General features: G+C 40.6%; 18 protein-coding genes and 1 tRNA gene. 18 read left to right on the plus strand and 1 reads right to left on the minus strand.

Translation table 11 applies throughout. From position 1 onward, the window contains the following. Position 1 precedes the first annotated feature (1 nt). On the plus strand, positions 2–2653 hold the full coding sequence (locus tag BSR19_RS02470; protein ID WP_156246442.1) for a valine--tRNA ligase: 2652 nt from the start codon (positions 2–4) through the stop codon (positions 2651–2653). A 204-nt stretch (positions 2654–2857) separates the two neighbouring features. Here BSR19_RS02470 and BSR19_RS02475 read toward each other — a convergent pair whose 3' ends face one another. Next, positions 2858–4033: a peptidoglycan bridge formation glycyltransferase FemA/FemB family protein gene (locus tag BSR19_RS02475; RefSeq protein WP_060972516.1), complete on the minus strand. Its 1176-nt coding sequence runs from the start codon at positions 4031–4033 to the stop codon at positions 2858–2860. An 873-nt stretch (positions 4034–4906) separates the two neighbouring features. Here BSR19_RS02475 and BSR19_RS02480 point away from each other — a divergent pair. The 17 genes from BSR19_RS02480 to yabA all read left to right on the plus strand — a co-directional run bounded on the left by BSR19_RS02480 (position 4907) and on the right by yabA (position 20373). Further along, a complete protein-coding gene (locus BSR19_RS02480; protein ID WP_002890193.1) occupies positions 4907–5104 on the plus strand; it encodes a F0F1 ATP synthase subunit C in 198 nt (65 codons plus the stop codon). A gap of 32 nt (positions 5105–5136) precedes the next feature. Next, complete coding sequence (gene atpB / locus BSR19_RS02485; RefSeq protein WP_002890198.1) at positions 5137–5844, plus strand: F0F1 ATP synthase subunit A; 708 nt, start codon at positions 5137–5139, stop codon at positions 5842–5844. Positions 5845–5864: 20 nt separating this feature from the next. Next, a complete protein-coding gene (gene atpF / locus BSR19_RS02490) occupies positions 5865–6362 on the plus strand; it encodes a F0F1 ATP synthase subunit B (protein WP_156246444.1) in 498 nt (165 codons plus the stop codon). Next, on the plus strand, positions 6362–6898 hold the full coding sequence (locus tag BSR19_RS02495) for a F0F1 ATP synthase subunit delta (RefSeq protein WP_156246446.1): 537 nt from the start codon (positions 6362–6364) through the stop codon (positions 6896–6898). The genes atpF and BSR19_RS02495 overlap by 1 nt, the downstream gene beginning before the upstream one ends. A 15-nt stretch (positions 6899–6913) precedes the next feature. Beyond that, complete coding sequence (gene atpA / locus BSR19_RS02500) at positions 6914–8419, plus strand: F0F1 ATP synthase subunit alpha (protein ID WP_002885972.1); 1506 nt, start codon at positions 6914–6916, stop codon at positions 8417–8419. Positions 8420–8437: 18 nt separating this feature from the next. Next, positions 8438–9316, plus strand: a complete 879-nt coding sequence (locus tag BSR19_RS02505) for a F0F1 ATP synthase subunit gamma (RefSeq protein WP_002886026.1) — start codon at positions 8438–8440, stop codon at positions 9314–9316. Positions 9317–9392: 76 nt separating this feature from the next. Further along, the gene (atpD, locus tag BSR19_RS02510; protein WP_002890209.1) at positions 9393–10799 is read left to right on the plus strand and encodes a F0F1 ATP synthase subunit beta; all 1407 of its coding nucleotides are present in this window, start codon (positions 9393–9395) and stop codon (positions 10797–10799) included. Between the two features lie 12 nt (positions 10800–10811). Then, complete coding sequence (locus BSR19_RS02515) at positions 10812–11228, plus strand: F0F1 ATP synthase subunit epsilon (RefSeq protein ID WP_002890211.1); 417 nt, start codon at positions 10812–10814, stop codon at positions 11226–11228. A 258-nt stretch (positions 11229–11486) separates the two neighbouring features. Next, positions 11487–12767 carry a cell division peptidoglycan polymerase FtsW gene (gene ftsW, locus BSR19_RS02520; RefSeq protein ID WP_156246448.1) on the plus strand — a complete coding sequence of 427 codons (1281 nt, stop codon included), beginning with the start codon at positions 11487–11489 and terminating at the stop codon, positions 12765–12767. A 236-nt stretch (positions 12768–13003) separates the two neighbouring features. Continuing rightward, positions 13004–14200 carry an elongation factor Tu gene (gene tuf, locus BSR19_RS02525; protein ID WP_002890213.1) on the plus strand — a complete coding sequence of 399 codons (1197 nt, stop codon included), beginning with the start codon at positions 13004–13006 and terminating at the stop codon, positions 14198–14200. Between the two features lie 254 nt (positions 14201–14454). Then, a complete protein-coding gene (gene tpiA / locus BSR19_RS02530) occupies positions 14455–15213 on the plus strand; it encodes a triose-phosphate isomerase (protein WP_002890214.1) in 759 nt (252 codons plus the stop codon). 262 nt (positions 15214–15475) lie between these two features. Next, positions 15476–17461, plus strand: a complete 1986-nt coding sequence (tkt, locus tag BSR19_RS02535) for a transketolase (RefSeq protein ID WP_156246450.1) — start codon at positions 15476–15478, stop codon at positions 17459–17461. Positions 17462–17553: 92 nt separating this feature from the next. Next, a tRNA-Thr gene (locus BSR19_RS02540) sits at positions 17554–17626 on the plus strand. Between the two features lie 123 nt (positions 17627–17749). Next, on the plus strand, positions 17750–18379 hold the full coding sequence (tmk, locus tag BSR19_RS02545) for a dTMP kinase (protein WP_037599634.1): 630 nt from the start codon (positions 17750–17752) through the stop codon (positions 18377–18379). Positions 18380–18387: 8 nt separating this feature from the next. After that, the gene (locus tag BSR19_RS02550; protein WP_037599636.1) at positions 18388–19263 is read left to right on the plus strand and encodes a DNA polymerase III subunit delta'; all 876 of its coding nucleotides are present in this window, start codon (positions 18388–18390) and stop codon (positions 19261–19263) included. Beyond that, positions 19260–20066, plus strand: a complete 807-nt coding sequence (gene ricT / locus BSR19_RS02555) for a regulatory iron-sulfur-containing complex subunit RicT (protein WP_037599638.1) — start codon at positions 19260–19262, stop codon at positions 20064–20066. The genes BSR19_RS02550 and ricT overlap by 4 nt, the downstream gene beginning before the upstream one ends. Beyond that, positions 20053–20373 (plus strand): DNA replication initiation control protein YabA, encoded by a 321-nt coding sequence (gene yabA, locus BSR19_RS02560; protein ID WP_002887582.1) that lies wholly within the window; start codon positions 20053–20055, stop codon positions 20371–20373. The genes ricT and yabA overlap by 14 nt, the downstream gene beginning before the upstream one ends. Positions 20374–20375 lie beyond the last annotated feature (2 nt).

Consider the following 20375-nt stretch of genomic DNA (forward strand, 5'->3'; position numbering starts at 1 on the left):
CATGTCTAAAGAACTTTCACCTAAATACAATCCAGCCGAGGTTGAGGCTGGTCGTTACCAAAAATGGCTTGATGAGGATGTTTTCAAGCCTTCAGGCGATAAAAAGGCTAAGCCTTATTCAATCGTCATTCCACCACCAAACGTAACTGGTAAACTTCACCTTGGTCACGCTTGGGATACAACTTTGCAAGATATCATTATCCGCCAAAAACGTATGCAAGGTTTCGATACACTTTGGCTTCCAGGTATGGACCACGCAGGTATTGCTACTCAAGCCAAGGTTGAAGCGCGTTTGGCTGAAGACGGCATCTCTCGTTATGACCTTGGTCGTGAAAAATTCCTCGATAAAGTCTGGGAATGGAAAGATGAGTATGCCTCAACTATCAAGCAACAATGGGGTAAGATGGGTCTCTCTGTAGACTACTCTCGTGAGCGTTTCACTCTTGATGAAGGTCTTTCAAAAGCGGTTCGTAAAGTCTTTGTAGAGCTTTATAAGAAAGGGTGGATTTACCGTGGTGAATTTATCATCAACTGGGATCCAAAAGCTCGTACAGCCCTTTCTGATATCGAGGTTATTCACAAGGATGTTGAAGGTGCCTTCTACCACATGAACTACATGTTGGAAGACGGTTCACGTGCCCTTGAAGTAGCAACAACTCGTCCTGAGACTATGTTTGGGGATACTGCCGTAGCGGTTAACCCAAATGATGACCGTTATAAAGACTTGATTGGTAAAAATGTTATCTTACCAATCTTGAACAAGCCAATCCCAATCGTTGGGGACGAACACGCAGACCCTGAGTTTGGTACCGGTGTGGTTAAAATCACACCTGCCCATGACCCTAATGACTTCTTGGTTGGTCAACGTCATAATTTGCCACAAGTCAACGTTATGAACGATGATGGTACTATGAATGAATTGGCTGGCGAATTCAACGGTATGGACCGCTTTGAAGCACGTAAGGCTGTTGTTAAGAAATTGGAAGAAATCGGTGCCCTTGTCGAAATTGAGAAAATGACTCACTCAGTTGGTCACTCAGAGCGTACAGGTGTGCCCGTTGAGCCACGTTTGTCTACACAATGGTTCGTTAAGATGGATCAATTGGCGAAAAATGCCATTGCCAACCAAGACACAGATGATAAGGTTGATTTCTACCCACCTCGTTTCAACGATACCTTCCTTCAATGGATGGAAAATATTCACGACTGGGTAATCTCTCGTCAGCTCTGGTGGGGTCACCAAATCCCTGCTTGGTACAATGCTGAGGGTGAAATGTACGTTGGCGAAGAAGCACCAGAAGGTGACGGATGGAAACAAGACGAAGATGTATTGGATACTTGGTTCAGTTCTGCCCTCTGGCCATTCTCAACTATGGGTTGGCCTGATGTGGAAGCAGAAGACTTCAAACGTTACTTCCCAACGTCAACCTTGGTAACAGGTTACGATATCATCTTCTTCTGGGTGTCTCGTATGATCTTCCAATCATTGGAATTCACAGGACGTCAACCATTTAAGAATGTCCTTATCCACGGTCTTATCCGTGACGAGCAAGGACGTAAGATGTCTAAGTCACTCGGTAACGGTATTGACCCCATGGATGTTATTGAGAAATACGGTGCTGATGCCCTCCGTTGGTTCCTTTCAAACGGTTCTGCACCAGGTCAAGACGTGCGTTTCTCTTACGAGAAAATGGATGCGTCTTGGAACTTCATTAACAAGATTTGGAACATCTCTCGTTACATCCTCATGAACAATGAAGGATTGACCTTGGATGTAGCGCGTGAAAATGTAGCTAAAGTGGCTGCTGGTCAAGCAGGTAATGTCACAGACCGTTGGATTCTCCACAACCTCAATGAAACCATTGGAAAAGTTACTGAGAACTTTGACAAGTTCGAATTTGGTGTGGCTGGTCACATCCTCTACAACTTCATCTGGGATGAGTTTGCGGACTGGTATGTTGAGTTGACTAAGGAAGTGCTTTACAGCGACAATGAGGACGAAAAAGTCATCACTCGTTCGGTTCTTCTTTACACCTTGGATCAAATCTTGCGTCTCCTTCACCCAATCATGCCATTCGTGACTGAGGAAATCTACGGTCAAATCTCTGAAGAAACGATTGTGACTGCGGAATACCCAGTGGTTCGTCCAGAGTTTGAAAATGAAGAAGCTGCAGCTGGCGTTGAATCTCTTAAAGACGTGATTCGCTCAGTACGTAACTCACGTGCAGAAGTGAACGTAGCACCAAGCAAGCCAATCACTATCTTGATCAAGACAAGCGACAGTAAGCTCGATGCTTTCTTTAATGATAATGTCAACTACATCAAACGCTTCACAAACCCAGAACACTTGGAAATTGCAGCAGATGTCGAAGTGCCTGACTTGGTTATGTCAAGCATCATCACAGGCGCAGAAATCTATTTACCACTCGCTGACCTTCTTAATGTCGAAGAAGAATTGGCTCGTCTTGAAAAAGAATTAGCCAAATGGCAAAAAGAACTGGATATGGTCGGTAAGAAGCTTTCTAACGAACGCTTCGTAGCCAATGCCAAACCAGAAGTCGTCCAAAAAGAACGCGACAAACAAGAAGATTACCAAGCTAAATACGATGCGACAGTCGTACGTATTGAAGAAATGAAGAAATTGGTTAAATAAAGAAACTGGTGAAATAAAGAAAGAGACACGGTAGAAGGCCGTGTTTTTTAAGCTCTTTGTCAACTGTGGTGCTTCTCAAAAAAATTCTTGTGATGTATCGTAATTTAAATATAACAAAAAAGTCATCATATGATGACTTTTTCAGTGGCTCTAACAAAAGCCTGCGTTTATTTCAAGCAGTGAATAGTAAACAGTATTTTTTAACTAAGAACGTCTAAGAAGCTTTTTAAGTCCTTGAATAAGTTTGTATTTTAAAGGTTGTGGGTAATAGCGGAAGGTTCCCATCTTACGAACAATATAACCGTTAAAGTTTTGTTTAAATCGTAGAACTCCATCAGAGCCGTCAAACACACCTGTGATTCCAAGGAAATTATAACTCATAATATTTCTTCTTAAAGTGCAATTCATGGCATGATACTGAATTAAGAAAGCAGCAGAGAATTTTTGAAATTCTGTGTAGGAACCTCCAAAGAGATATGTGGCCTGATCTTTCGTATATAGTATTAAAGCACAGGCAAGAAGTATCTTCTCTGTATTAATTTTTTGTTTGAGCTCTGAAATGATCTGTTTTTGTTTATTCAATTTTTGAGCTTGTTGCTCATACTGTTTGCTCTTAGGGTTCAGTGAGGTAAGTTTACTATTTATGTGATCTAAGCTTTTTTCAAAATCTAACTCTGCTACCAAGAAATCAGCGTTATCACCAAATGCATCATATAAATCTGTATAATAATCTAAACTTTTATCTTCAAATCCTTGCCTTCTTCCGGTTTCTTCTATAATCTTTTTGAATTCTGGAATTTCTCCTTTATTTATTTTGCGAACAATAACATTATAGTCGAGAGCAGTTTTGATGTTTCTGATGCTATTTTTGTTAAATGATTTTAATAAAGATTTTTCATCAAAGCCCTCAAGGTTTTTCAAATAATGCCAAGTTGGCTCCCCTTCAGGATAGCCTACCTGTAAACCATCAAATTTGTAGCCAAGATCTGTTAGTGTAGAAATTAGTTCTGTTTTCTCAGGTTCAATAGGCTTTCCATCAATTTCAAATGTCTGATAAATGTCATCTGGCTTTACAACCAATTCTAAAGCTCCCTGTTTCTTAGCAAAAAGTTGTAATTCATGGTAAAAACTCTTTAAATCGGATTCATTTGTATACGATGGACCACTATTAATTTCTATTCGGACTCCTCCAGTCAAATGCTTCATGAAAGCAATAGCGGCAACGGTAATTTCATTATTGCTTTTCCAACCTAGATATTTAGTCTCGAATCCTCTTTTTTTTAGGAGATTAGACATTGATACTGTTTGCATGAACGAATGTTCTTTACATTTTTCTATGAAAGATGTAAACTCATCCTCTTTCAAAATTGTAAGACTCATTTTATTTCCTTTCGATTACAAGTAAAATAGTTATATAAGTTATTATAACAAAAATAAATCCAGATGCTTCAAACTATCTATATTTCAAAGTGACTATAGTCAGAGAATGCTAAAGTCTAGTAATCTTACATTAATATAAAACTAGGTACAGTGAGGTTCCAGATTCTATCGTTGATAACGAAAGGAAGATAGCATCGGGTCATGTGTTTTGTATGATAGAAGAAGATTTAGGACAAAAGAAGTTGTTAAATTGGACGAGTTACCGTTTTGTACACGTCATTTTATGAAAAATACAAAGTCTCTATGAGGTGATATTATTATTCTTGGAATATGAAATAAAGGTTGGGTAAGTCGTTTAATATCTGATAATGTTAGTGTTTGTTTTATCCAAGGAGAGTAGCCACGTCAATGGTAATTATTGATAAAGTAAACATTTGATATGGAGCGATACTAATATTAAAAAGTGTCGGAGTAGTATTTTCTACTTTTGGAGTCAGTAGGACTTTCTAAAGAGAAAGTGGAGCAAAAACGCTCCCCTTCAGCTTTCTTTAAGCAACCCAAGCTATACTATGACCATCCTAATAAGTATTGCTGAATATGGTTCAGTAGAACTCACGACCTCTGACACTGAGTCAGAGAGTGAAACTTTCTTTTTTTCATAAATCTCCCAAACAAGTCTAACCTACCATAGTTAGGCTTGTTTTTTTTGAAATAAGCAGAAAGTTTTTCATTAAAAGTAAACGCTTGTGTAAGTAAAATGAAAACGTTAGGCAAAGTCAGTGAAAACGTCTAAAAAACCGTCAATTCATTGACTTTCGTGGAAAATAGGACTAAAATAGCAGGGTAAAAATAATTAAAAAGGAGAATTCTACTATGAATCTAACTATCTTAGCCCTCGGTTTGGCCGTTATGGGTGTATCTGTTGGTGAGGGTATCCTCGTTGCCAATATCGCTAAAGCTGCAGCTCGCCAACCTGAGATGTTTAGCAAACTTCAAACATTGATGTTTACTGGTGTTGCCTTTATCGAAGGTACCTTCTTCGTATTGTTTGCCCTTAGCTACATTGTCTAATAGACAAATAAAAGATGAAGGAGGGATGAGCAGTGGAAACTACAAGTAATCCAACCGTCTCATTATTTGGGATTGATTTTGACTTGACTGTCCTTGCCATGTCTCTCTTGACAGTAATTATCGTTTTTGGAGTGGTTTTCTGGTCAAGTCGTAAGATGACCATTAAACCAAAGGGAAAACAAAATGTGCTTGAGTTCATCTATGAGTTTGTGAACAGTACCATTTCTCAAAATCTTGGGAAATTCACGAAGAATTATAGTTTGCTCTTGTTTGTAATTTTCACCTTTGTTTTTACAGCAAACAACTTAGGTTTGCTTGTGTCTGTAAAAAGTGAGCATTACAATTTTTGGACTTCTCCAACATCGAACTTCGGTGTTACTATCACTCTTTCTTTGATTATTACCCTCATTAGTCATATTGAGGGGATCCGTAAAAAAGGGTTTAAAGGCTATCTAAAGGGCTACCTTTCACCATACCCAGCTATGCTCCCAATGAACATTTTGGAACAATTAACAAACCTTGCTTCATTGGCCTTGCGTTTGTTTGGTAACATTTATTCTGGTGAGGTACTTACTGGCTTGATTCTTCAATTGGTAACATGGTCTGCCTTTGCAGCACCTGTATCCTTTGCTTTGAACCTTGTCTGGGTTGCCTTTTCAGCCTTTATCGGCTTTATCCAAGCCTATGTCTTTATTATCCTAAGTTCAAACTATATTGGTGATAAAGTCAACGAAGAATAATTAAGAAAGGGAGAAATGAAATGTCATTACTGATTAATAGTACGACACTTGGTAATATCATTATCACACTCGGCTCAGTTTTTCTCTTGTATTACCTCATCCGTAAATTCGCATGGGATCAAATTACAGGAATCTTTGCTGCTCGTGAAAAGAAAATTGCCACAGATATTGATAGTGCTGAAAATGCTCGTCAAGAAGCAGAAAGCTTGGCACAAAAACGTCAAGATGAGTTAGCAGGTGCTCGCACTGAGGCAGCTCAAATTATTGATGGGGCCAAGGAAACTGGTAAAACTCAAGAATCAAAAATCATTGCAGAAGCACATGATGAAGCTAAACGCTTGAAAGAAAAAGCAAATCAAGACATCGCCCAAAGCCGTGTGGAAGCACTTGCTGGCGTTAAAGGTGAAGTTGCAGACTTAACTGTCCTCTTGGCAGAAAAAGTTATGAAACAAAGCCTTGATGCAAAAGCGCAATCTGACTTGATTGATAGCTATCTTGATCAATTAGGAGATGCTTAATGGATAAGAAAACACAAGCTCTTGTTGAGCAGTATGCCAGAAGCCTGGTAGAAGTCGCTTTTGAACAAGACGCCGTGTCAACAATCCAAGAAGAAGTAAGGCAAATCCTAGCAGTTTTTGCTGAAACAAATCTAAAAACCTTCTTGTCGCAGGAAAATGTGACAAGTGAAGCTAAAAAAGAAAGTTTGAGCTTGTTTCAAGAGTCTTGTTCAGTGTATATGAACAATTTTCTTGAGGTAATCTTACTCAATGACCGTGCCAACATTCTCTATGATGTGTTGAAATTGGTCCTTGAGCTCTTTGATCAAGAAGACAATACTTACGATGTTACAGTGACATCAGCAAGTCCCTTGTCTGAGGAACAAAAAGCCCGACTTTTGGCGATTGTTTCACAAAAATTTGAGATTAAGACACGTCGTTTAGTAGAAAAAATTGATGAGGACCTCATCGGAGGATTCGTCATCAAAGCAAAAAATAAGGTTGTTGACACGTCAATTCGCAGTCAATTGCAAACCTTTAAAACGAATTTGAAATAGAAAGTGGTGTGACTTTTGGCAATTAACGCACAAGAAATTAGCGCTTTAATTAAAAAGCAAATTGAAAACTTCCAGCCAAACTTTGACGTCACTGAAACTGGTGTCGTTACCTATATCGGTGACGGTATCGCACGTGCTCGTGGTCTTGATAATGCCATGAGTGGTGAGTTGCTCGAATTTGAAAATGGTGCCTATGGTATGGCCCAAAACCTTGAAACTAATGATGTCGGTATCATTATCTTGGGGGATTTCGTAGCAATTCGTGAAGGCGATATTGTTAAACGTACTGGAAAAATCATGGAAGTTCCAGTTGGTGAAGCCCTTATTGGTCGTGTAGTAAACCCACTTGGGCAACCAGTTGATGGTCTTGGTGACATCGAAACAACAGGTTTCCGTCCAGTTGAAACGCCTGCTCCAGGTGTTATGCAACGTAAATCAGTTTCTGAGCCATTGCAAACTGGTCTTAAGGCGATTGATGCCTTGGTTCCAATTGGACGTGGTCAACGTGAGTTGGTCATCGGAGACCGCCAAACTGGTAAAACTTCAGTAGCCATTGATGCAATCTTGAACCAAAAAGGTCAAGATATGATCTGTATCTATGTGGCTATTGGTCAAAAAGAATCAACAGTTCGTACACAAGTAGAAACTCTCCGTAAACATGGTGCTCTTGATTACACAATCGTTGTGACTGCCTCAGCATCACAACCATCACCATTGCTTTACATCGCACCTTACGCTGGTGTTGCAATGGCTGAAGAGTTCATGTATAACGGAAAACACGTCTTGATTGTTTATGATGATTTGTCTAAACAAGCCGTGGCCTACCGTGAACTTTCATTGCTTCTCCGTCGTCCACCAGGTCGTGAAGCCTACCCAGGGGATGTCTTCTATCTCCACTCACGTCTTTTGGAACGTTCAGCTAAAGTTTCAGATGATCTTGGTGGTGGTTCAATTACTGCCTTGCCAATCATCCAAACGCAAGCCGGAGATATCTCAGCTTATATCGCAACAAACGTTATCTCAATCACAGATGGACAAATCTTCTTGCAAGAAAACTTGTTTAACTCAGGTATTCGTCCAGCCATTGATGCGGGTTCTTCCGTATCACGTGTAGGTGGATCAGCACAAATTAAAGCGATGAAGAAGGTTGCTGGTACACTTCGTCTTGACTTGGCTTCATATCGTGAACTTGAAGCCTTTACGCAATTTGGTTCAGATTTGGATGCTGCGACTCAAGCGAAATTGAACCGTGGTCGTCGTACAATCGAAGTTTTGAAACAACCGCTTCATAAACCACTTCCAGTTGAGAAACAAGTTGTTATCCTTTACGCTTTGACACACGGTTTCTTGGATAGTGTTCCGGTTGATCAAATCTTGGATTTTGAAGAAGCACTCTATGACTACTTTGATAGTCACCATGAGGATATCTTTGAAACTATTCGTACAACTAAGGATCTTCCTGAGGAATCTGTACTTAATGAAGCTATCCAAGCTTTCAAAGATCAGTCAGAATACAAATAGAAATAGGGAGGACAGCATATGGCAGGCTCTCTAAGAGAAATCCAAGCAAAAATTGCTTCAACTAAGAAAACGAGTCAAATCACAGGAGCCATGCAAATGGTTTCTGCCTCAAAATTGACACGTTCTGAGCAAGCTGCTAAAGATTTCCAAATCTATGCCTCAAAAATTAGACAGATCACAACAGATCTTCTACATTCAGAATTGATTAATGGTTCGTCAAATCCAATGTTGGATGCACGCCCAGTTCGTAAGACAGGTTACATTGTCATTACTTCAGATAAAGGACTTGTTGGAGGTTATAACTCAACAATTCTTAAAGCTGTGTTGGACATGATTAAACGTGACCATGATTCTGAAGATGAATATGCTATCATTTCTATTGGTGGAACAGGTTCAGATTTCTTCAAGGCTCGTAACATGAATGTTGCTTTTGAACTTCGTGGCCTTGAAGATCAACCTAGTTTTGAACAAGTCGGAAAAATCATTTCTAAAGCTGTAGGAATGTATCAAAATGAACTTTTTGATGAACTCTATGTGTGCTATAACCACCATGTTAACAGTTTGTCTAGCGAAGTTCGTGTGGAACAAATGCTTCCTATCGCTGATTTGGATCCCAATGAATCAGAAGGTCATGTGTTGACCAAGTTTGAATTGGAACCAGATCGTGACACTATTTTGGATCAACTCTTACCACAATATGCGGAGAGTCTTATCTACGGTGCTATCGTAGATGCCAAAACAGCTGAGCACGCAGCGGGTATGACTGCAATGCAGACAGCCACTGATAATGCTAAGAATGTGATTAACGATTTGACAATCCAATATAACCGTGCGCGTCAAGCTGCCATCACTCAGGAAATTACTGAAATTGTTGGTGGTGCAAGTGCACTTGAATAGCTAGAGATTTGTCTTAATTAGACACACATGAAAAAGGGATGATTGTCATCCAAAAAACTATCATAAGGAGAAAACAATGAGCTCAGGCAAAATTGCTCAGGTTGTTGGTCCTGTTGTAGACGTAGCGTTTGCAGCCGGTGATAAACTCCCTGAGATTAACAATGCATTGGTCGTTTATACTGATGAACAAAAGTCTAAACGTATCGTGCTCGAAGTAGCTCTTGAACTTGGAGAAGGTGTGGTTCGTACCATTGCCATGGAATCTACTGATGGATTGACTCGTGGACTAGAAGTTCTGGACACTGGTCGTCCAATCAGCGTTCCTGTTGGTAAAGATACCCTTGGACGTGTCTTTAACGTTCTTGGTGATACCATTGACTTGGAAGCACCTTTTGCAGAAGATGCAGAGCGTGAACCAATTCACAAAAAAGCACCAACTTTCGATGAATTGTCAACATCTACTGAAATCCTTGAAACAGGGATTAAAGTTATCGACTTGCTTGCCCCTTACCTTAAAGGTGGTAAAGTCGGACTCTTTGGTGGTGCCGGTGTTGGTAAAACCGTTCTTATTCAAGAGTTGATTCACAACATTGCCCAAGAGCACGGTGGTATTTCCGTGTTTACAGGTGTTGGTGAACGTACACGTGAAGGTAATGACCTTTACTGGGAAATGAAAGAATCTGGCGTTATTGAGAAAACAGCCATGGTCTTCGGTCAAATGAACGAACCACCTGGAGCACGTATGCGTGTTGCTCTTACTGGTTTGACAATTGCGGAATACTTCCGTGATGTCGAAGGTCAAGACGTGCTTCTCTTCATCGATAACATCTTCCGTTTCACTCAAGCAGGTTCTGAGGTTTCTGCCCTTCTTGGTCGTATGCCATCAGCCGTTGGTTACCAACCTACACTTGCTACTGAAATGGGTCAATTGCAAGAACGTATCACATCAACTAAAAAAGGTTCTGTTACATCAATCCAAGCCATCTACGTTCCAGCCGATGACTATACTGACCCAGCGCCAGCTACAGCATTTGCTCACTTGGATTCAACAACCAACCTTGAACGTAAGTTGACACAAATGGGTATTTACCCAGCCGTTGACCCATTGGCATCAAGCTCACGTGCCCTTTCACCTGAAATTGTTGGTGAAGAACACTATGCTGTTGCGACTGAAGTTCAACGTGTGCTTCAACGTTACCGTGAATTGCAAGATATTATCGCTATCCTTGGTATGGATGAATTGTCAGACGAAGAAAAAACATTGGTTGGACGTGCTCGTCGTATCCAATTCTTCTTGTCACAAAACTTTAACGTTGCTGAACAGTTTACAGGTCAACCAGGTTCTTATGTTCCAGTTGCTGAAACCGTTCGTAGCTTTAAAGAAATCCTTGAAGGTAAATATGACAATCTTCCAGAAGATGCCTTCCGTAGCGTAGGTCCAATTGAGGATGTAGTAGCTAAAGCTAAAGCTATGGGCTACTAATGAGGTGAAGATATGGCACAAATGACCGTACAAGTGGTAACTCCGGATGGTCTGAAATATGATCACCATGCCAGCTTTATCCACGCGGTTACTAAAGATGGTCAAATTGGTATTTTGCCAGGCCATATTAACTTGATTGCGCCACTTGAAGTGGATGAACTCAAGGTTCGTCGTGTGGATGACGAGAGTCACGTCGATTGGATTGCCGTAAACGGTGGTATCATCGAAGTTAAAGATGATTTTATTACTATCGTTGCCGATTCAGCAGAACGTGAACGCGACATTGACGTTTCTCGTGCCGAACGTGCCAAGCAACGTGCCGAACGTGACTTGGAAGAAGCGACTAAATCTGACCGTATTGATGAAGTTCAACGTGCTCAGGTTGCTCTCCGTCGAGCACTTAATCGTATCAGTGTCGGTACAAAATAAGACAAAAAAAACGAGACTTTGGTCCCGTTTTTTATTTGTCGTAAAAGAAAACATGAGAAGTAGCAAAGTTATCAAAGAAAGCTCATTGTAAAACCTATCTGAAGGTAAGATAAAAAATCAGATTTCCAGTCCTGAAAACGGTTAATTTAGCTTTTGCTTTAGTTTAAGGTATCAAAGTGTTATAATATAAGCTGTTAGCTTTATATTTTAAGAGAAAATGTAGAGTAACGTAATAGAAAGTATGAGTTTTTTAAAGATATGAAAATTGAAAAGAAGCATCTTTTAGATTACACCATCTTGATACCTTATTTAATCTTATCCATAGTTGGTTTAATAGTAGTGTATTCAACAACAAGTGCTCGTTTAGTAGCCTTGGGAGCCAATCCCTTCGCATCTGTTATAAACCAAGGAGCCTTTTGGTTGGTATCCTTGTTCTCTATTTTTTTCATCTACCGACTGAAATTGAACTTTCTCAGGAAAGATAAGCTTTTGGGTGTTGTTATTGCCTTTGAGATTTTACTTTTGGTCATTGCCAAATTTTTCACTAGGGAAATTAATGGTGCCAATGGTTGGATTGTGCTTGGTCCCTTGTCTTTCCAACCAGCGGAGTACCTTAAGATCATTGTTGTCTGGTTTTTGGCACACACTTTTTCAAAAAAACAGTCTGCTATAGAACGTTATGACTATCAAGCCTTGACGAAGAATAGATGGATTCCTAGAAATGGTAAGGAACTTAATGACTGGCGTGTTTATTTGCTTGTAATGATTGGTTTGGTTGCTATCCAACCTGACTTGGGTAATGCGGCTATCATTGTATTGACTACGATAGTTATGTTTTCAATTTCTGGTGTTGGCTACCGTTGGTTCACGGCCTTATTTGCCGGCATTGTAGGGATTTCATCAGCCTTCCTTGGTTTAATTGCCTTGGTTGGGGTTCAAACCATGGCTAAGGTACCTATCTTCGGTTATGTTGCCAAGCGTTTCGCAGCATATTTTAATCCGTTCAAGGATTTGACTGGATCTGGTCTCCAGCTATCTCATTCCTACTATGCTATGAGTAATGGGGGCTGGTTCGGTCTTGGACTTGGAAATTCGATTGAAAAAACTGGTTATCTCCCAGAAGCTACAACAGACTTTGTGTTTTCAATTGCAATTGAAGAGTTAGGTCTTATCGGAGCTGGCTTGATTCTGGCCCTCCTCTTTTTCCTCATTCTTCGTATTATGATTGTGGGAGTAAAGGCACGAAATCCTTTTAACTCTATGATGGCATTGGGTGTAGGTGCCTTAATGCTAATGCAGGTCTTCGTTAACATCGGAGGAATCTCAGGGCTAATTCCATCAACAGGGGTTACCTTCCCCTTCCTTTCGCAAGGAGGTAACTCTCTTTTAGTGACTTCAGTTGGGATAGCCTTTGTCTTGAACATCGCTGCTAATGAAAAGCGTGATAATATTGTTCAAGCGATTGAGGATGAGTTATCTCAGACTCAAGAATTGGAAAATCAAGATGAAAAAATCGTACCTTTAAGAAGAAGTCGTTAATACGGCTTCTTCTTTCGTTAGATGGTGTTAGGCGGTAGTATGAAGATAGTGAAAGCTAATAGGAGCAGTAGAAATAGAATTATTGAAAGGAATATTTGTAATTACTCTAAAGAAAAACTGAAAACTATATAAAATACTTGCAATTCTATGACATTTTGATAGAATAGTAGAGTAAAGTTAGACTGTATTGCCTACTGTCTATCTATAAAATATATTTTATTGGAGGCTTTTCCTAAATGGCAAAAGAAAAATACGATCGTAGTAAACCACACGTTAACATTGGTACAATCGGACACGTTGACCACGGTAAAACTACTTTGACAGCTGCAATCACAACTGTATTGGCTCGTCGTCTTCCTAGCGCAGTTAACACACCAAAAGACTACGCTTCAATCGACGCTGCTCCAGAAGAACGTGAACGCGGTATCACAATCAACACTGCACACGTTGAGTATGAAACTGAAAAACGTCACTACGCTCACATCGACGCACCAGGACACGCGGACTACGTTAAAAACATGATCACTGGTGCCGCTCAAATGGACGGTGCGATCCTTGTAGTAGCATCTACTGACGGACCAATGCCACAAACTCGTGAGCACATCCTTCTTTCACGTCAGGTTGGTGTTAAACACCTTATCGTCTTCATGAACAAAGTTGACTTGGTTGACGATGAAGAATTGCTTGAATTGGTTGAAATGGAAATCCGTGACCTTCTTTCAGAATACGATTTCCCAGGTGATGACATTCCAGTTATCCAAGGTTCAGCTCTTAAAGCTCTTGAAGGTGATTCTAAATACGAAGACATCATCATGGACTTGATGAACACTGTTGACGAATACATTCCAGAACCAGAACGTGACACTGACAAACCATTGTTGCTTCCAGTCGAAGACGTATTCTCAATCACTGGTCGTGGTACTGTTGCTTCAGGACGTATCGACCGTGGTGTTGTTCGTGTCAATGACGAAGTTGAAATCGTTGGTCTTAAAGAAGAAATCCAAAAAGCAGTTGTTACTGGTGTTGAAATGTTCCGTAAACAACTTGACGAAGGTATTGCCGGAGATAACGTCGGTGTCCTTCTTCGTGGTATCCAACGTGATGAAATCGAACGTGGTCAAGTATTGGCTGCACCTGGTTCAATCAACCCACACACTAAATTCAAAGGTGAAGTTTACATCCTTTCTAAAGAAGAAGGTGGACGTCACACTCCATTCTTCAACAACTACCGTCCACAGTTCTACTTCCGTACAACTGACGTAACAGGTTCAATCGAACTTCCTGCAGGTACTGAAATGGTTATGCCTGGTGATAACGTGACTATCGACGTTGAGTTGATCCACCCAATCGCCGTTGAACAAGGTACAACATTCTCTATCCGTGAAGGTGGACGTACTGTTGGTTCAGGTATCGTATCTGAAATCGAAGCTTAATTAATATTAAGTTCCCAATACAATTATTCGTCAGACAATAATTGAGAGAGTCGAGTTTACTCGGCTCTTTTTGGTGTTTAAAAATAATTGTGATTCTATACTTTTAAACTGTTTAAGGTGCTTAAGCTAAGTTTTGATAGTGATAAAAAGTCATAAAGGAAGTCGAGTTTTCGGAATTTTCCTAAAATCCTAGTAATAGTAAGGGATTTGTGATAAAATAAACGAGTAAATAAATAAAAGAAGAGGTATGTGAAATGTCACGTAAACCATTTATCGCTGGTAACTGGAAAATGAACAAAAATCCAGAAGAAGCAAAAGCATTCGTTGAAGCTGTAGCATCAAAACTTCCTTCATCAGATCTTGTTGAAGCTGGTATCGCAGCTCCTGCAGTTGACTTGACAGCTGTACTTGCCGCTGCTAAAGGTTCAAACCTTAAAGTTGCTGCACAAAACACTTACTTTGAAAATGCTGGTGCCTTCACTGGTGAAACTAGCCCACAAGTTTTGAAAGAAATCGGTACTGACTACGTTGTTATCGGTCACTCAGAACGTCGTGACTACTTCCACGAAACTGATGAAGACATCAACAAAAAAGCAAAAGCAATCTTTGCTAACGGTATGCTTCCAATCATCTGTTGTGGTGAATCACTTGAAACTTACGAAGCTGGTAAAGCAGCAGAATTCGTAGGTGCTCAAGTTTCAGCTGCTCTTGCTGGATTGACTGCAGAACAAGTAGCTTCAACAGTAATCGCATACGAACCAATCTGGGCTATCGGTACTGGTAAATCAGCTTCACAAGACGACGCACAAAAAATGTGTAAAGTTGTTCGTGACGTTGTAGCTGCTGACTTTGGTCAAGAAGTTGCTGACAAAGTACGTGTTCAATACGGTGGATCAGTTAAACCTGAAAACGTTGCTGAATACATGGCTTGTCCAGACGTTGACGGAGCTCTTGTTGGTGGTGCATCACTTGAAGCTGAAAGCTTCTTGGCATTGCTTGACTTCGTTAAATAATTTTACATAAAGTCGGGGTTTCCCTCGGCTTTTTTGTTTTTTGATGAATAGATTTAATAATTACTTGGGATAAGACAAATGCTATTGGTTTGTAAAAACGAACGCTTTAGGTCCTGTATTTTATAGGTTTAGGGTCTCACAAATAGAATTGGACTGCCCAAAGAGATAGATAATATGCTATAATTAAAATAGTATAACTAGAGCTCAGACGCTAATAGTCTGTATGCTCCGCATTTTTTCCCAAAAAAGGAGAGTTAGAATCATGACTTTTGATGCAATTGACCAAATGGCGGTCAGCACTATTCGTTCGCTTTCGATCGAGGCAATTCAAGCCGCGAATTCTGGGCACCCAGGTCTTCCTATGGGTGCAGCGCCAATGGCTTATGTGCTTTGGAACCATGTGATGAATGTCAATCCAAAGACTAGCCGTAACTGGACAAACCGTGACCGTTTTGTTCTTTCTGCTGGTCATGGTTCTGCCTTGCTTTATAGTCTATTGCACCTTTCTGGCTATGATGTGACAATGGACGACTTGAAGAATTTCCGTCAATGGGGCTCTAAGACTCCAGGTCACCCTGAAGTTAACCATACTGATGGTGTTGAAGCAACATCAGGTCCTCTTGGTCAAGGGATTGCTAATGCTGTAGGTATGGCAATGGCTGAAGCACACTTGGCAGCTAAATTTAACAAACCTGGTTTTGATATTGTTGACCATTATACTTATGCCCTCCATGGCGATGGTTGTTTGATGGAAGGTGTTTCTCAAGAAGCTGCCAGTCTTGCTGGTCACCTTAAACTTGGTAAGTTGGTGCTTCTTTACGATTCAAATGATATCTCACTTGATGGACCAACTTCAATGGCTTTCACAGAAGATGTTAAGGCAAAGTTTGAAGCTTATGGTTGGCAACACATTCTTGTCAAAGATGGTAATGATTTGGAAGCTATTGCTAAAGCCATCGAAGAAGCTAAGGCTGAGACAGATAAACCATCTATCATTGAAGTTAAGACAATCATTGGTTATGGAGCTGAAGGGCAAGGAACATCAGCTGTCCACGGTGCTCCAATTGGTCAAGATGGCATTGATCACGCAAAAGGTGTTTACGGTTATGATGCACCGGCATTTACAGTTCCAGATGAAGTTGCTCGTCGTTTTGAAGCTGGTATTAAATTCCGTGGTGAAGCTGCTGAAAATGCTTGGCAAACTAAATTTGCAGAATATGAAACTGCTTACCCAGAATTGGCTGCTGAATACAAGTTTGCCTTTGCAAATGAACCTGTACACGTTAACTTGAATGCTCATGAATTGGGTTCAGCAGTAGCTAGCCGTGTATCAAGCCAACAAGCTATCCAACAGATTTCTGAACAAGTTCCTTCATTCTGGGGAGGTTCAGCAGACCTTTCAGCTTCTAACAATACTATGGTTAAGGCTGAGTCTGATTTCCAAGCAGACAACTATGCTGGACGTAATATTTGGTTTGGTGTGCGTGAGTTTGCTATGGCTGCAGCGATGAATGGTATTGCTCTTCATGGTGGTACTCGTGTTTATGGTGGTACCTTCTTCGTCTTCTCAAACTACTTGCTTCCAGCAGTACGTATGGCAGCTCTTCAAAACCTGCCAGTAACTTATGTAATGACACACGACTCAGTAGCAGTTGGTGAAGATGGACCTACTCACGAACCAATCGAACAATTGGCAAGTGTGCGTTCAATGCCTTACCTTAACGTTATCCGTCCTGCAGATGGTAATGAAACTAATGCTGCATGGAAACGTGCCTTGGCTGAGACTGAACGTCCAACAATGCTAGTCTTGACGCGTCAAAACTTGCCAGTCCTTGATGGTACTGCTGAAAATGCTGAAACTGGTGTCAATAAAGGAGCTTACATCATCTCAGAAGCAAAAGGTGATCTTGATGGTATCATCATTGCCACTGGTTCTGAAGTGAAATTGGCTCTTGATACGCAGGCTGCTCTTGAAGCTGAAGGTGTGCATGTTCGTGTTGTTTCAATGCCATCACAAAACCTCTTTGATGAACAAGATGCCGCATATAAAGAAGAAGTCCTTCCAGCAGCTGTGACAAAACGTTTGGCTATCGAAGCTGGAACTAGCTTTGGTTGGGGCAAATACGTTGGTCTTGCAGGTAAAACACTTACTATTGATACTTGGGGTGCCTCAGCACCTGGTGACCGTATCTTTAAAGAATATGGTTTCACTGTTGAAAATGCAAGTCAACTTTACAAATCATTGTAAGAAAAGAAAGAGCTTGGTTCGTCCAAGTTCTTTTTTCTAAATATCATACAGAACTTGACTTTTTAGGACATAGTGCTAGAATGACTGTGTCAGCCGATTTAGCTCAGTTGGTAGAGCAACGCACTCGTAACGCGTAGGTCACAGGTTCGAAACCTGCAATCGGCATGGTCAGAAGTATTCAGATAGAAAAAGGGGTTTTTAGAAACCTCTGTTTTCTTTTGTCCTAGATTGTTCATTTAAGCTAAAATTTGATAAAATAGAAGGTGAAAAAATAAAAAAGGAAGTATCATGTCAAAAGGGTTATTAATCTCAATCGAAGGGCCAGATGGTGCTGGAAAGACCACAGTTTTGGAGGCGCTTTTACCTCGTCTTAGAGAAGCCTATCCAGCCAAAGTCGTGACGACACGTGAACCAGGCGGAGTAGCTATTGCAGAGCAAATCCGTGAGGTTATTTTGGATGTAGATAATACGGCTATGGATGCTAAGACAGAGCTCTTACTCTATATTGCGGCTCGCCGTCAACATCTGGTTGAGAAGGTTTTGCCAGAGCTTGAAAAAGGCAATATGGTCATCATGGATCGTTTTATTGATTCATCAGTTGCTTATCAAGGTACTGGCCGTGGCTTGAATCAGGATGAGATTGCCTGGTTAAATGCCTATGCGACTGATGGTTATAAACCTGATGTGACCCTATTGTTTGATGTGGATTCTGAGACTGGTTTGGCCCGCATTGCAGCCAGCGGTGAACGTGAAGTCAATCGGTTGGATTTAGAGAAGCTTGACTTGCATCAGCGTGTACGTCAAGGTTATTTAGATTTAGCACAGGCTGAACCAGAACGTATCAAGCTAATCGATGCCTCACAGGCTTTTGAAGATGTTGTAGAGGACGCTTGGAAAGTAATTAAAGGCTATTTATAAGGAGCAAGATGAAGTTAGCTGAAAGTCAAAGCAAACTATTTGAAGAGTTTTCACAAATTATCAGGGAAAATCGTTTGAGTCATGCTTATTTGTTTTCGGGTGATTTTGGAAGTCTCGACATGGCTATTTGGCTAGCACAGAGTCGATTTTGTGTGACTCCTGAGAATGGTCTACCTTGTGGTCATTGTCGTCCCTGTCGCTTGATTGCACAGGGGGACTTTTCTGATGTTAAATTAGTAGAGCCACAAGGACAGATTATTAAGACGGACACGATTCGTCAGTTGACCAGAGAGTTTAGTCAATCGAGTTTTGAGGGACAGGCTCAGGTGTTTATCATTCGTGATGCAGATAAGATGCATGTCAATGCTACCAATAGTCTATTAAAGTTTATTGAAGAACCTCAAAGTCAGATTTATATTTTTCTTTTGACAGCTGATGATAGTCGTATTTTACCGACGATTAAAAGTCGAGCTCAACTCTTTTATTTTCCTAAGAATCGGGCTTATCTGGAAGAATTGCTGCAGAAGGAAGGCTTGTTGCTGACACAAGCCAAAGTGTTGGCGGATTTTGCTAAAGATGATGTTCAGGCTTTAGACTTAGCTAAGGATAATAGGATTCTTGATCTGATTAATACAGTAGAGCGTTTCACACAGTCCCTGCTATCTAATCAGGACCTGCTTTATTTGGATGTTGCAAAACTGGCTGTCCAGTGTAGTGAAAAGTCGGAACAAGAGATGGTCTGGGCTTTTTTAACTTATCAATTGGGGAAGGATATACAAAATCCACAAGCAAGACGATGGTTAGGCTTAGTTTATGAGGCACGAAAAATGTGGCTAGCTAATGTCAGCTTTCAAAATGCGATGGAGTATATGGTATTATCATGACAGAAGTCATTGGAATAAAATTTGAAGAAACTGGAGCAGTAGAATATGTTGTTCCTGATAAAAATTATGCCAAAGATGACTTTGTAGTCGTTTTGGAGAAAAAAGATAAACGCCTAGCCCAGGTTGTCATGGAAAACACTGATTTTCCTGAGGTTAGTTTGCCTGCGGATTTGAATCGGGTTGAAGGATTGGCAGGGGAGAAAGATTTCGCTAGATATGATGAAAATCTTTTGAAGGCTGAAAAGAGTATGGGAGTAGTGGCTGATTTGATTGCTCAAAATCAGCTAGAAATGAAGGTCGTTGATATTGTCTTTCCGCTAAATTGCTCTTATGTGCTAATCAGTTTTGTTGCTGAAAAACGGGTAGATTTTCGTCAATTGCTCAAAGATCTGGCTTCTTACTTTAAGACACGTATTGAGTTGCGCCAAATTTCAAGTCGTGAGGAATCAAAGATTTATGGTGGCTTAGGACCTTGTGGGCGGGCACTTTGTTGTTCTAGTTTTTTGGGTGAATTCCCACCAGTATCAATTAAGATGGCTAAAAACCAAAGTTTATCTTTGAATTCTGGTAAGATGAATGGGGTCTGTGGTCGACTTATGTGTTGTCTCAGTTATGAAGATGACTTTTACCGAGATAGCAAGGCTAGTTATCCTGACTTGGGTGATGACATTGAAACCAAGGATGGCACAGGTCAGGTTGTTGCCATTGATGTAATTGCAGGGACCATTAAGGTTGTATTTGAAAAAGGGCGTGCGCCCCTAACTTATGGAGTGGAGGAAGTTCAGCTAAATGGAAAAGCGTGAATTGTATGATAAATTCGAGGAATTATCACAAAATTTGATGTCGATGTTGGCAGAAGTGGAAGCGATTAAGGCGAACTTCTCAGGGATTCTTGATGAAAATACGGCCCTAAAGTTGGAAAACGACAAGTTGCGTGAGCACTTGAGTCAAGTGGTTCAAGAGGAGACAGGGACTAAAATGTCTCATGGTAAGGTAAATCTCGAGGCTATTTACGATGATGGATTCCATATTTGTCCAGATTTTTATGGCCAACGTCGTGATAATAATGAAGCTTGTGGCTTCTGTGCAGAATTGTTGTACGGAGACTAAGC

Origin of the sequence: Streptococcus salivarius (assembly GCF_009738225.1) — a bacterium.
Classification (GTDB): Bacteria; Bacillota; Bacilli; order Lactobacillales; family Streptococcaceae; genus Streptococcus.